At 66.8% G+C, this 13,263-nt stretch carries 14 protein-coding genes; 8 read left to right on the top strand and 6 right to left on the bottom strand.

The window, feature by feature from the left end; genetic code table 11:
- The 4 genes from ilvG to ACW18C_RS03720 all read right to left on the bottom strand — a co-directional run bounded on the left by ilvG (position 1) and on the right by ACW18C_RS03720 (position 4,735).
- The gene (gene ilvG, locus ACW18C_RS03735) at positions 1-1,713 is read right to left on the bottom strand and encodes an acetolactate synthase 2 catalytic subunit (protein WP_492072865.1); all 1,713 of its coding nucleotides are present in this window, start codon (positions 1,711-1,713) and stop codon (positions 1-3) included.
- A 19-nt stretch (positions 1,714-1,732) separates the two neighbouring features.
- Positions 1,733-2,746, bottom strand: coding sequence for a ketol-acid reductoisomerase (ilvC, locus tag ACW18C_RS03730; protein WP_492072863.1), 1,014 nt, complete (start codon positions 2,744-2,746; stop codon positions 1,733-1,735).
- 6 nt (positions 2,747-2,752) lie between these two features.
- The gene (gene ilvD / locus ACW18C_RS03725; RefSeq protein ID WP_492072862.1) at positions 2,753-4,492 is read right to left on the bottom strand and encodes a dihydroxy-acid dehydratase; all 1,740 of its coding nucleotides are present in this window, start codon (positions 4,490-4,492) and stop codon (positions 2,753-2,755) included.
- Between the two features lie 90 nt (positions 4,493-4,582).
- Positions 4,583-4,735 carry a hypothetical protein gene (locus ACW18C_RS03720; protein ID WP_154725852.1) on the bottom strand — a complete coding sequence of 51 codons (153 nt, stop codon included), beginning with the start codon at positions 4,733-4,735 and terminating at the stop codon, positions 4,583-4,585.
- Between the two features lie 249 nt (positions 4,736-4,984).
- Between ACW18C_RS03720 and gap the strand changes: the two genes are divergently transcribed.
- From gap to fba, 4 genes are all read left to right on the top strand, one after another.
- Positions 4,985-5,992: a type I glyceraldehyde-3-phosphate dehydrogenase gene (gap, locus tag ACW18C_RS03715; RefSeq protein ID WP_292148607.1), complete on the top strand. Its 1,008-nt coding sequence runs from the start codon at positions 4,985-4,987 to the stop codon at positions 5,990-5,992.
- A 22-nt stretch (positions 5,993-6,014) separates the two neighbouring features.
- The gene (locus ACW18C_RS03710) at positions 6,015-6,308 is read left to right on the top strand and encodes a hypothetical protein (RefSeq protein ID WP_492072860.1); all 294 of its coding nucleotides are present in this window, start codon (positions 6,015-6,017) and stop codon (positions 6,306-6,308) included.
- Between the two features lie 23 nt (positions 6,309-6,331).
- Entirely contained in the window at positions 6,332-7,528 is a 1,197-nt protein-coding gene (locus tag ACW18C_RS03705; RefSeq protein ID WP_492072858.1) for a phosphoglycerate kinase, read from the top strand.
- A 144-nt stretch (positions 7,529-7,672) separates the two neighbouring features.
- Positions 7,673-8,758, top strand: coding sequence for a class II fructose-bisphosphate aldolase (gene fba, locus ACW18C_RS03700; RefSeq protein ID WP_492072856.1), 1,086 nt, complete (start codon positions 7,673-7,675; stop codon positions 8,756-8,758).
- Positions 8,759-8,762: 4 nt separating this feature from the next.
- Here the strand turns inward: fba and ACW18C_RS03695 are convergent, their stop codons facing one another.
- Complete coding sequence (locus ACW18C_RS03695) at positions 8,763-9,401, bottom strand: DUF2799 domain-containing protein (protein WP_492072855.1); 639 nt, start codon at positions 9,399-9,401, stop codon at positions 8,763-8,765.
- A gap of 82 nt (positions 9,402-9,483) precedes the next feature.
- Here ACW18C_RS03695 and ACW18C_RS03690 point away from each other — a divergent pair, with 82 nt between their 5' ends.
- The 4 genes from ACW18C_RS03690 to rpoH all read left to right on the top strand — a co-directional run bounded on the left by ACW18C_RS03690 (position 9,484) and on the right by rpoH (position 12,337).
- Positions 9,484-10,503, top strand: a complete 1,020-nt coding sequence (locus ACW18C_RS03690) for an RluA family pseudouridine synthase (RefSeq protein WP_492072854.1) — start codon at positions 9,484-9,486, stop codon at positions 10,501-10,503.
- Positions 10,504-10,510: 7 nt separating this feature from the next.
- Positions 10,511-10,816, top strand: coding sequence for a GNAT family N-acetyltransferase (locus ACW18C_RS03685; RefSeq protein ID WP_492072852.1), 306 nt, complete (start codon positions 10,511-10,513; stop codon positions 10,814-10,816).
- Between the two features lie 84 nt (positions 10,817-10,900).
- A complete protein-coding gene (locus ACW18C_RS03680) occupies positions 10,901-11,227 on the top strand; it encodes a hypothetical protein (RefSeq protein WP_492072851.1) in 327 nt (108 codons plus the stop codon).
- Positions 11,228-11,449: 222 nt separating this feature from the next.
- On the top strand, positions 11,450-12,337 hold the full coding sequence (gene rpoH, locus ACW18C_RS03675) for an RNA polymerase sigma factor RpoH (RefSeq protein ID WP_081836252.1): 888 nt from the start codon (positions 11,450-11,452) through the stop codon (positions 12,335-12,337).
- A 52-nt stretch (positions 12,338-12,389) separates the two neighbouring features.
- On the opposite strand, the gene ACW18C_RS03670 is transcribed toward rpoH, so the two are convergent.
- Positions 12,390-13,193 carry a response regulator gene (locus ACW18C_RS03670; protein WP_008264315.1) on the bottom strand — a complete coding sequence of 268 codons (804 nt, stop codon included), beginning with the start codon at positions 13,191-13,193 and terminating at the stop codon, positions 12,390-12,392.
- Positions 13,194-13,263: the final 70 nt, after the last annotated feature.

Below are 13,263 nucleotides of genomic sequence, written 5' to 3'. Positions count from 1 at the left end.
TCAGGAGCCCTCCATCATTTCGGCGTTGCTCTTGCCCGGCGGAACCAGCGGCCAGACATTGTCTCGGGGATCGATGACCACATGGGCCAGGCAGGGGCCTTCGGCGGCCAGCAGGCGCTGGATGCCGTCGGACACCTGATCGCGGCGATCGATACGGAAGGCCTCGATGCCAAAGGCCTCGGCCACCTTCACGAAGTCCGGATTGTCGGACAGGTCGATCTCGGAATAGTTCTCGGCGAAGAACAGCTCCTGCCACTGGCGCACCAGGCCCAGCGAGGAATTGTCGATCAGCACGATCTTCAGCGGGATGCCGTAACGCTTCAGCGTCGCCAGCTCCTGGATGTTCATCATGAAGCCGCCGTCGCCGGCGATGGTGACGACGGTCGCGGACGGATCGGCCAGCTTGGCGCCGATGCCGGCCGGCAGGCCGAAGCCCATGGCGCCCAGGCCGCCCGAGGTGATGTGGGCTTCGGGCCGGGAGAAACGGCAGTGCATGGCCGCCCACATCTGGTGCTGACCCACGTCGCAGGCGGCGACGAAATCATCCCCCGCCGCTTCCGAAACCTCTTTCAGCAGGGCCGGGGCATAGACCCCCTCGCCCGGCGCGTCATAGCGATAGGCGTGGGTCGCGGCGGCCTGGGCGCATTCAACGGCCCACGGCTGGATGTCCAGGGCCGGGCCGCCGGCCATGCGCGCCGTCAGGGCCTCGACCCCGTCCTTCAGCTCGCCGACGACGGCGACATTGGCCGCCCGCAGCTTGCCGACTTCCGAGGCGTCGATGTCGAAATGGACGATGCGGGCGTTGGGCGCGAACTCGGCCAGCTTGCCCGTGGCGCGGTCGTCGAACCGGGCGCCGACGACGATCAACAGATCGCTGTCCTGGACCGCATGATTGGCGGCGCGGGCGCCGTGCATGCCCAGCATGCCCAGCATGCCCGGCGCATCGGTCGGGATGGTGCCCAGGGCGTTCAGGGTCGAGACCTGCGGAATGCCGGTCGCGGCGACGAAGGCGCGCAGGGCCTCGGTCGCGCGGCCGATCTTCACCCCGCCGCCGATATAGACCAGCGGCTTCTTGGCGGCGCGGATTGCGGCCTCGGCGGCGGCGATGGCGTCGTGATCGATGCGCGGCGTCTCGTTGGGAATGTGGAAGCCGTAGTCGTCGCTGGTCGTGGCGAACTGCACGTCCTTGGGCAGATCGACCAGGACCGGTCCCGGACGGCCCGAGGCGGCGATATGGAAGGCCTCCTCGATGGCGGCCGGAACCTCGGCCGCGTCGCGGACCAGGATCGAGTGTTTCACGATCGGCAGGGTGACGCCCAGGATGTCGATCTCCTGAAAGGCGTCTGTGCCCATCAGCCCCTGAGCGACATTGCCGGTGATGCAGACCATCGGCACCGAATCCATCATCGCATTGGCGATGCCGGTGATCAGATTGGTGGCGCCCGGGCCGGAGGTGGCCATGCACACCCCGACCTTGCCGCTCTTCCTCGCATAGGCGTCGGCGGCGAAGGCCGCGCCCTGCTCGTGGCGGACCAGGATGTGTTTCAGCCTGGATCCGGCCAGGGCGTCATAGACCGGCATGATGGCGCCGCCCGGATAACCGAACACCACCTCCACGCCCAGCCGCTCCAGGGTGGAGACCAGCAGGCGCGCCCCCGATTGCGGGGCGGCCTCGGCTGAGGATTTGAAGGCGGCGGCGGTCATCAGGGTCATCCGGTCTATCGCTTACGGCTCAGGCCGCTTCGGACTTGGGGGTGTTCAGCCAGGCCATGCGCTCGCGCAGACGGGCGCCGACCTGTTCGATCTGGCTTTCGCGGTCCGCCTTCAGCCAGGCTTCGTACTGCGGCTTGCCGGCCTCGTTCTCGGCGATCCAGTTGCGCGCGAAGGTGCCGTCCTGGATCTCTTCCAGGATGGTCTTCATGCGGGCCTTGGTCTCTTCGTTGACGACGCGCGGGCCGCTGGCGACGGCGCCGTATTTGGCCGTCTCGGAGATGAAGTGGTGCATCTTCGAGATGCCGCCTTCGTAGAACAGGTCCACGATCAGCTTCAGCTCGTGCAGGCATTCGAAATAGGCGATCTCGGGCTGGTAGCCGGCCTCGACCAGGGTGTTGAACCCCTGCATGACCAGTTCCTTGGCGCCGCCGCACAGGACGGCCTGTTCGCCGAACAGATCGGTCTCGGTCTCTTCGCGGAAGGTGGTTTCCAGCAGGCCGCCGGTCGCGCCGCCATTGCCCTTGGCGTAGCCCATGGCCCGGTCGCGGGCCTTGCCGGTCACGTCCTTCTCGATGGCGAACAGGCTGGGCACGCCGCGGCCGCGCTGGAACTCGCGACGGACCAGATCGCCGGGTCCCTTGGGCGCAACCAGGATCACGTCCATGTCGGCGCGCGGGGTGATGCGCTCGTAGATGATCGAGAAGCCGTGAGCGAACAGCAGGGCCGAGCCTTCCTTGGCGTTCGGCTCGATGATGTCGCGATAGACGTCGCCCTGGACCATGTCGGGGGTCAGGATGGCGATGATGTCGGCGCCCTTGACGGCCTCGGCCGGCTCGGCGGTCGGGACGCCGTCCTCGGTGGCGTGTTTCCAGCCCGTGCCGCCGTGGCGGACGCCGGCGACCACGTCATGGCCGCTGTCCTTCAGGTTCTGCGCATGGGCGCGACCCTGCGAGCCATAGCCGATGATGGCGATGCGCTGGCCGGCGATGGCGCCCGGCTTGATGTCTTCGTTGGTGTAGATGGTGATGGCCATGGTGGATCAGGCGTCCTGAGCAGCAGCGGATTTGTGAGACGCCGGAACTTGAGCCGGCGGCGGGTTGGGAATGGTGACCGCGCCCTGGGCCGCCGAGGCGACCGAGGCGCGGTATTTGGCGAAGACACCTCGCGCCGGACGGACCACGTGGGGCGTAAAGCCCGCCCGGCGCGTCGCCAGATCGACGTCGACGTCGATGCGGCGGTTGGTGACGTCGATGGTGATGCGGTCACCATCGCGAATGAGAGCGATCGGGCCGCCGACGGCGGCTTCCGGCGAGACGTGGCCGGCGACGAAGCCGTAGCTGGCGCCCGAGAAGCGGCCGTCGGTCAGCAGGGCGACATTGTCGATCTTGCGGCCCTTCAGGGCGGCGGTGACCTGCAGCATCTCGCGCATGCCCGGACCGCCCTTGGGCCCTTCGTAGCGGATGATGATGACGTCGCCCTCGCCGACCGAACCGTCCTGGACGGCGTGGAAGGCGTCTTCCTCGCTGTCGAAGACGCAGGCCGGACCTTCGAACCTGTCGACCTTGTGGCCCGTCAGCTTGATGACCGCGCCTTCCGGGGCGACGTCGCCATAGATGACGGCGAAGCTGCCGCGCTCCATGACCGGCGCGTCGAAGGTCGTCACCACCACCTGGCCGGGGGTCTCCTCGGCCTCTGCGGCTTCGGCGAACAGGCTGCGGCCGCTGACGGTCGGGGTGTTCACGATCTTGCCGGCCTCGGCCATGCGCTGCGTGACCAGACGGGTGCCGCCGGCGGCGAACAGGTGCGAGGCCAGGAAGCGGCCGCCCGGCTTCAGGTCGCAGATGACCGGCGCCTCGACACAGGCCTGGTGGCAGTCCTCGACGCCGAAATCGACGCCGGCCTCCGCCGCGATGGCCGTCAGGTGCATGACGGCGTTGGTCGAACCGCCCGAGGCGGAAACGGCGACGGCGGCGTTCTTCAGGCTGGCGCGGGTGATGTATTTGCGGGCGGTGTCGCCGGCGAACACCCGCTCGACGATCAGGCGACCGCAGCGCTCGCCCTGGGCCGCCTTGCCCGGATCGACCGCCGGCACGTCATTGGCGCCCATGGGCGAGATGCCCATGACCGACAGGGCCATGGCCATTGTGTTGGCCGTGAACTGGCCGCCGCAGGCGCCGGCGCCGGGGCAGACTGCGCTCTCGACCGCCTTCAGCCCCGCGTCGTCCAGCGTCCCGGCCGAATGGGCGCCGATGGCCTCGAACACCTCCTGGACCGAGACCTCCCTGGCCCCGATCACGCCGGGCATGATCGTGCCGCCGTAATAGACCAGGCCGGGGATATCCATCCGGGCCAGAGCCATGGCCGCCGCGGGAATGGTCTTGTCGCAGCCGACGATGCAGACCACGCCGTCCAGTTGATGGCCCTCGATGGCCAGCTCGATGGAGTCAGCGACGACCTCGCGGCTGATCAGCGAGGCCTTCATGCCCGCCGTGCCCATCGAGATGCCGTCGGTGACGACGATGGTGTTGAAATCGACCGGCCAGCCGCCTGCCGCGATGATGCCGGCGCGCACATCCTTGGCCAGGCGGTCCAGGTGCATGTTGCACGGCGTGACCGTCGACCAGGTGTTGACGATGCCGATCATCGGCTTGTCGAAGTCGGCGTCCTGCATGCCGGCGGCGCGCAGATACGAGCGGGCGGCGGCCCGGTTCGGGCCATGCGTCACCGCCGCGCTGCGCGCATTGGGCTTGTTGGGCTCTGAGGTAGAATCTTGCGTCATCGGTCCGGTTCTTTTTGAACCGCCAAGCACGAAAAACCCCGCTTCCTTTCGGGAGCGGGGTGGTGCGAGGCGATCCTGAGTGTGTCTAGGTCAGGTCGCGTGCATCCACGCCGCTTGCGTAAGCAGGCCGAGAAGTACGAGGAGAATGAGGAATACAGGGCTTTCCAGACCGATCGGCGCGCGAACGGTCGCTGCCGCCTGAGCGGTGCATCCCTTCATCATGTCGCGCGTCATCGTGGCCACGGGGGCTCCCTGTTCTGACGCCAAGAAACCATACCGGCCGGAGTCGCACAACCCCTGTCGCAAAAATTTTGCTCACCAAGGACGAAACCGCCCCGACAGGGGTGTTTCTTGCCTGACACGGTCCCGCCAACCCAAACCGTAACGCTTGCTCACGCCATGTTAGGGCTAAGGCGCGGCGGCGGGGTTGAAACCGGGGCGCGACAGTTCCATTGAGACGCCAACAACATAATCGTTCAGAGGAGCCTCCCCATGACCGTTCGCGTCGCCATCAATGGTTTCGGCCGCATCGGCCGTCTCGTCCTTCGCTCGATCATCGAGCACGGCCGCACGGACATCGAAGTGGTGGCGATCAACGATCTGGGTCCGGTCGAGACCAACGCCCACCTGTTCCGCTATGACTCGGTGCACGGTCGCTTCCCCGGCACGGTGACCTCGGGCGAAGACTGGATCGACGTCGGCACGGGCAAGATCAAGGTCACGGCCGAGCGCGACCCGGCAAACCTGCCGCACGCCGAACTGAAGGTGGACATCGCCTTCGAATGCACCGGCATCTTCACCGCCAAGGACAAGGCCAGCGCCCACCTGAAGGCCGGCGCCAAGCGTGTGCTGGTCTCGGCCCCCGCCGAGGGCGCCGACAAGACCATCGTCTTCAAGGTCAACCACGACACCCTGACCGCCGACGACATCGTCGTGTCGAACGGCTCGTGCACCACCAACGCCCTGGCCCCCGTCGCCAAGGTGCTGAACGACCTGTTCGGCATCGAGCGCGGCTACATGACCACCATCCACTCCTACACCGGCGACCAGCCGACGCTGGATACGATGCACAAGGACCTGTACCGCGCCCGCGCCGCCGCCCTGTCGATGATCCCGACCTCGACCGGCGCCGCCAAGGCCCTGGGTCTGGTTCTGCCGGAACTGAAGGGCAAGCTGGACGGCTCGTCCATCCGCGTCCCCACCCCGAACGTCTCGGTCGTCGATCTGAAGGTCGTCTCCGGTCGCGACACCTCGGCCGACGAGATCAACGCCGCGCTTCAGGCCGCCGCCGACGGCCCGATGAAGGGCGTCCTGTTCACGACGACCGATCCGCTGGTCTCCAGCGACCTGAACCACATCGCCGCCTCGTCCACCGCCGCCCTGCCGCAGACCCAGGTCGTCGACGGCAAGCTGGCCCGCGTGCTCAGCTGGTACGACAACGAATGGGGCTTCGCGACCCGCATGGCGGACACCGCCCTGGTGATGGCGAAGTTCCTGTAAAAATCTAAGAGCGGGGGCTCTGATGGCGGGACTGGTGCTTTTTGCCGAATGGATCGTGTCAGCCATCACAGGCTGGCTCGGTTGGTGGCTTTGGCTCTTTGTCCCGCCCGTCGTCGCACTCTTCATCGCCTTCTCCGGCAACGGGCGCGTCCTAAACCGGATGAAGGAAATGGGATTAGCGGACGAAGAAGCAGAGCGCCGCTTCGTCGATAGCGTAATGGGACCGAGCCTTAACTTCGTTCTCTGGCAAGCCATCATCAATGCACTGATTTTTATAGCCCTCTTGGGAGCGCGTAACCTGATCGCGCCCACTTGAAATCTGGACCTGACACAATAGCCATGACCTTCCGCACCCTCGACGACGCCAAAGACCTCGCCGGCAAGACGGCCCTGGTCCGCGTGGACTTCAACGTCCCGATGGAGGACGGCAAGGTCACGGACGACACCCGGCTGCGGGTCGCCCTGCCGACGATCCAGCGCTTGCGCGACGCCGGCGCCAAGGTCGCGCTGCTGGCCCATTTCGACCGTCCCAAGGGCCAGCGCGTCCCGTCGATGAGCCTGAAGCCGGTCGTGGACGATCTGGAGAACCTGCTCGGCGCCCCTGTCCGCTTCGCCGACGACTGCATAGGCCCGGACGCCGTGGACGCCATCCGCGACCTGGACGCCGGCGGCGTGGTCCTGCTGGAGAACGTCCGCTTCCACGCGGCGGAAGAGGCCAATGATCCGGTCTTCGCCCAGAAGCTGGCGGACCTGGGCGACCTCTATGTCAACGACGCCTTCTCGGCCGCCCACCGCGCCCACGCCTCGACAGAAGGCATCGCGCACCACCTGCCCGCCTACGCCGGCGAATCCATGCGCCGCGAATTGGACGCTTTGGACGCCGCCTTGGGCAATCCGCAGAAGCCGGTCCTGGGCATCGTCGGCGGGGCCAAGGTCTCGACCAAGCTGGACCTGCTGAAGAACCTCGTCGGCAAGCTGGACCGGCTGGCCATCGGCGGCGGCATGGCCAACACCTTCCTGTTCGCCCAGGGCATCGACATCGGCGGCTCGCTGGCTGAACGCGACATGGCCGACACGGCGCGCGAGATCACGGCCGAGGCCGAGGCGAAGGGCTGCAAACTGCTGCTACCCGTCGATTTCGTGGTCGCGACCGAGGTCAAGCCCGGCGCCACGTCACGCCCCGTCGTCGCCGGCGCCGCTCTGTCGCCCGATGACAAGATCCTCGACGCCGGCCCCGCCACGGTCGCGCGGCTGCTGGAGGCCCTGACCGCTTCGAAGACCCTGATCTGGAACGGCCCTCTGGGCGTGTTCGAGGTGCCGCCCTTCGACGCCGCCACCGTGACCGTCGCCCGTCATGCGGCGGCCCTGGCCAAGGCCGGGCTTCTGGTCGCGGTCGGCGGCGGCGGCGACACGGTCGCAGCCCTGAACCACGCCGGCGTATCGGACGACATGACCTTCGTCTCCACCGCCGGCGGCGCCTTCCTGGAATGGATGGAGGGCAAGCCCCTGCCCGGCGTCGAAGCCCTGCGCGTCTGATCGGCGGCGGTGCAGGCGGATCACGCCTGCATCCCGGCCTTCCGAATTCGCGCTGAAACGGCTGTAACGCGGCGTGACTTCGTCACGCCTCGCCGCTAGTCTCTTGCCCAATCAAAAAAGACTATTCGGCTCAGGAGACTATCCATGGCGCGCATCACGCTGCGACAGCTGCTCGACCACGCGGCAGAGAACGACTACGGCCTGCCCGCCTACAACATCAACAATATGGAGCAGGGTCTGGCGATCATGGAGGCGGCCCACGAGGTCAACGCCCCGGTCATCATCCAGGCCTCGCGCGGCGCCCGCAACTACGCCAACGACGTGGTTCTGGCCAAGCTGATCGACGCCCTGGCCGAACTCTATCCCGATATCCCGGTCTGCATGCACCAGGACCACGGCAACGGCCCGGCAACCTGCGCCACCGCCATCCAGTACGGCTTCACCTCGGTGATGATGGACGGCTCGCTGGAAGAGGACGCCAAGACCCCCGCCTCCTACGAATACAATGTCGAGGTCACCCGCCGCGTCACCGAAATGGCCCACGCCTGCGGCGTCTCGGTCGAGGGAGAGCTGGGCGTGCTGGGATCGCTGGAGACTGGCATGGGCGAGGCGGAAGACGGCCACGGCTTCGAGGGCAAGCTCGATCATTCGCAACTGCTGACCGACCCGGATCAGGCCGTCGACTTCGTCGCCGCGACCAAGGTCGACGCCCTGGCCATCGCCATGGGCACCAGCCACGGCGCCTATAAGTTCAGCAAGAAGCCGGACGGCGACATCCTGGCCATGAATGTGATCGAGGACATCCACCGCCGCCTGCCCAACACCCACCTGGTGATGCACGGCAGTTCTTCCGTGCCGCAGGATCTGCAGGACATCATCAACCAGTACGGCGGCGAAATGCCCCAGACCTGGGGCGTGCCGGTCGAGGAGATCCAGCGCGGCATCAAGCACGGCGTGCGCAAGGTCAATATCGACACGGACAACCGCATGGCCATCACCGGCGCCATCCGTAAGGCTCTGATGGAAAACCCGCGGGAGTTCGATCCGCGCGCCTATCTGAAGCCCGCCAAGGCCGCGATGAAGAAGCTCTGCATGGAGCGGTATCAGCAGTTCGGCTGCGAAGGTCAGGCATCGCGCATCCGCCCGCTGTCGACTGCTCAGATGGCTACGCGCTATGCCTCGGGCGACCTGGACCCGTCCTTCCGCGGCGCCGCCGTCAAGGCCGCCTGATCGATCAGAAGACCGGGTAGCGGCCGCTCAGTTCGCCGCGCACCTGGCGCAGGTCCCACTCTGCGCGATCCAGCGCGTCGCGCGCCTCACGGGCGTTGCGGCGCGCGCTGCGGATTTCCCCGCGCACCTCGTCGATCCGGTCGCGAATTCGCTGTTTCTCGTCATCCGTCAGGCCGTCCGACCGGAGTTCGCGCTGCTTGGCGTCCAGCTTGTCCTCCCGGTCCTCGATGCGAGCCTCGGCGCTGCTCAGCGCGCTTTCGGCGCTTGCAACCGCCGCCTCGACCTCGTGCAGCCTGCGCCCGTCATTGTAGGCAGGCAGAAACTCCGCCTCCTCCTCGGGTCGGCAGACGCCGTAATAGGTGTTGCCCGCCCGCCCCTCGGTCCAGCCCCGCTGGAAGGTGCAATAGGTCCTGAGCCCGTCCTCGCGCGCCGATCCATAGGCCGCCGGATTGGGCCCCACCTGATATTTTTCGCAGGCCTCGGCATGATCGTCCAGCCGGCTCATCGGATAGCCTGCCGCCCCGTCGGCATAGCCCTTTTCACTCCAGGCGCCCGCCAGACATTCGTCCTTGCTCATGGTCGAGCAACTGCCCAGCAGCGCCGCTGCGGCGATCCCGCCGCCCGTGATCAGAAAACGCTTCATCGGATTCCCCTACGCCCCCAAGCTTCACTATCGACCGACGACGGGGCCTCGCGCAAGCCGCGCGCCGTGCTAGGGAGCCCCGGTGTCCGACCCTGATCTGATCGACGAAGAAGACCTGCCCCCGCCTCCCGCCTCCACGGAGGTGCTGGAAGCCCGCCTCAACGCGCCCGGGGTTCGGCTGGACAAGGCGTTGGCAGACGTCTTCCCAACGCTGTCCCGCGCCCGTCTCCAGGCCCTGCTCGCGGAAGGCGCCGTCCGTCGCGACGGCCTGGTCCTGACCGCCGGCTCCGCCAAGGCCCAACCCGGTCTCTATGTCGTCGCCCTGCCGCCCGTGGCCCCGGCCACGCCTCAGCCCGAAGCCATCCCCCTGACCGTCCTCTACGAGGACACGGATCTGATCGTCATCGACAAGCCCGCCGGCATGGCCGCCCACCCGGCGCCGGGCTGCGAGACAGGCACCCTGGTCAACGCCCTCTTGGCCCACTGCGGCGACAGCCTGTCGGGCATCGGCGGCGTCGCCCGCCCCGGCATCGTCCATCGCCTGGACAAGGACACGTCCGGCGTCATGGTCGCCGCCAAGACCGACCGCGCCCATCAGGGCCTGTCCGCCCTGTTCGCGACCCACGACATCGAACGCACCTATATCGCCCTGACGCGCGGCGCCCCGTCTCCGTCCAGAGGCCGGATCGAAACCCGCATCGGACGCTCGACCGGCGACCGCAAGAAGATGGCCGTGCTGAAAGCTGGAGGACGCGAGGCGATCACCGACTATGTCGTCCAGGCGACTTTCGGCGAACCGGCCAAAGCGAGCGGCGCGCCCCTCGCCGCCCGCGTCGCCTGCACCCTGCACACCGGCCGCACGCACCAGATCCGCGTTCACCTATCGTCCAAGGGTTCGCCCATACTTGGAGACGCGACCTATGGCTCGGGCAGCCCCGCCGCCGCCGTCCGGGCTGCGGTCGCCGACGCCGGCCTGGCCCGCCAGGCCCTGCACGCGGCTGTCCTGGGCTTCGTTCATCCGGTCACCGGCGAAACCCTCCGCTTCGAGACCCCGCCGCCCGCCGACATGGCGCGGCTCGAAGCCCTGCTCTCCGACCTCTGAGGCCCCCATGCTCGACCCGGACATCCGCGACAACGCCGAGCTCAACCGTTACGAACTGCCCGTCGATGGCGAGTTGGCGGTCGTCACCTACAACCTGTCTCCGCCGAACCTGATGATCACGGAGACCCTGGTCCCAGAATGTCTTGAGGGCCAGGGCATCGCCAGCCGCCTGGCGAAGCACGTCCTCGCCGACGCCAGGGCCCGCGACCTGCTGATCCTGCCGGTCTGCCCCTTCTTCTCCGCCTATCTTCAGAAGCATCCCGAATACGCGGACGTCGTCCATCCAACCTATCGAGGCTTGCTCGGAATTTGATGAGGCCAAAGCCTCTTCCTGCGTCCATGGGTTGTCAAATCGGGCCATTCCGACATACCGTAAGTATACAAGGGGATTTCACACATGATTATTCTCGCTTCCCTCCTCGCGCTCTCCGGTCAAGCTACGACTCTGCCGCTTCCCACCGGATCGGCGCCTGTTTCGATTCAGGAAGCTGGCGAAGCCATGGCGCAGGAAGCTGACCAAGCCACCACGACCGCCGCCCGCACGAACGGAACGAAGGCGGAGGAACGTCGCGCCGGACGACCTCTGGTCTGCCGGAACGAGACCGTCCTTGGATCGCGCTTCCCTGTCCGGCGTTGCCGGCCTGCAGATCTGACGCCGGAAGAGCGCGCGCTCGCCGCCGACCAGCTTCGCCGGCAACAGACCGTGACTTTGAATGGGACGTGACGCCGCCCCGCAGGAGCGTCTTGAATAGCAACTGACACGTTTCTATATCGAGCTCTGGCCGGCACGAGTGGCGCCCGGGCCACGGTCACGCTTTCGTGTGACCGCCCGCCCCTAAAAACGGCGGCAACCCATCGCTACTTCATCGGTTGAGGGGTGAGACGTCGGCGCACATGGGTGGCCGGTGTCGAAGCGCCCGCTCGTTTTGACGGTCGGAGGGACCATATGGCTGCCAATAGTACGCTCGCGGTGATGTCGCCTGAACAAGGCCTGTCGCGTTATCTGACGGAAATCCGCAAATTCCCGATGCTGACCAAGGACGAGGAGTTCATGCTCGCCAAGCGTTGGTCGGAACACCAGGATCCCGAAGCCGCCCACCGTCTCGTGACCTCGCACCTTCGTCTCGTGGCCAAGATCGCCATGGGGTATCGCGGCTACGGCCTGCCGATCGGCGAAGTGATTTCCGAGGGCAATGTCGGCCTGATGCAGGCCGTCAAGAAATTCGATCCCGACAAGGGCTTCCGCCTGGCCACCTACGCCATGTGGTGGATCCGGGCCTCGATCCAGGAATACATCCTGCGCAGCTGGTCGCTGGTGAAGATGGGCACCACCGCCGCCCAGAAGAAGCTGTTCTTCAACCTGCGCAAGGCCAAGAGCCAGATCTCGGCCTTCGAGGAAGGCGACCTGCACCCCGAACACCTCGCCGCCATCGCCACCAAACTGGGCGTCAGCGAGGAAGAGGTCACCAACATGAACCGCCGCCTCGGCGGCGACGCCTCGCTGAACGCGCCGCTGCGCGCCGACGGCGAAAGCGAATGGCAGGACTGGCTGGCGGACGACACGGCTGTCTCCCAGGAGACCCAGCTGGCCGACGACGAGGAAAAGGGCATCCGCATGAGCCTCCTGCAAGAGGCCATGGAAGAGCTGACGGACCGCGAGAAACACATTCTGACGGAACGCCGCCTCAAGGACGATCCCGTCACTCTGGAAGAACTGGCCGGCCAGTACGGCGTCTCGCGCGAGCGCGTCCGTCAGATCGAGGTCCGCGCTTTCGAGAAGCTGCAGAAAGCCATGCGCGCCGCCGCCGAGGAACGGAACCTGGTCGACGCCTGACACACGGCTGTCGCGCCTCCCGCTCAAGCGGCGGGGGGCGCGATAGGATTTCTCAGGACGCTCGCGCCATCTGCGCCGGCGCCGGCTGAACCAGGGCCATGATCGCCCCGATGGGCTGGGCCAGACCGCCCTTTGTGACGGCGCCGGCGCCCATGAAGGCTTCCAGCCCGCCCGCCGCGATCGCCAGCTTGGCGTCGCCGGTCTTGACCGCCACGGTCTTCAGCGTCTGGGCCTGTTGGCGAATGGCGCGCATGGCCTGAGCCGGGTCCTGATCAAACTGGCTCATCGCCGCCACCAGGATGCGCAACGCCTGATCCTTGACGTCGACAGGCCCGTCTGTCGATCCGTCGGCCCGGCGCTTGCGTGCGCCTGAATATTCGCCCGAGTTGAACCGGCGCCGATCCGGCCCGACATAGCCGACCGCCTCGACCCAGGGCCGTGACTTCAATGCGACGTTCTCGACCCGTTTGAACAGGTCGCCGGTCGTATAGGGTTTGCGCAGAAACTCATGCACCCCGGCGTCGCGCGCGCCCTTGATGGCGGCGGCGGTCGCCTCGCCCGTCACCATGATGACCGGCGCCATACGGCAGCTCATCGACGACCGACGTACGCGCCGCGTCAGGGTTTCCCCATTCAAGGCCTCGCCCGAACGTTCGGTGAAGATGACGCCCGGCTCGACGTCGCGCAGCAGCTCCAACGCCCGTTCTTCATCGCTCTCGGTATAGACCTCGCGCGCGCCCAACCCCTTCATGATGTCGGACAGCAACCGCGCCGACGCCGCGTTCGGTTCGACGATCACGATCCGCCGCACAGCGGGTTCGAGACGGCTCAGGGTTCTGGCGTCGGCGGTGAACAAGGCTTCTGCTCCGGTTTCACCCGCAGGCTTACCGGTTGCTGGTTAAGGCCCGTTGAATCGGGGGTCGTTT

It is taken from the genome of Brevundimonas sp. FV1ye7S (genome assembly GCF_058680995.1).
The sequence above is the reverse complement of the archived record's forward strand: the minus strand, read 5'-3'. Positions and strand labels throughout refer to the sequence as shown.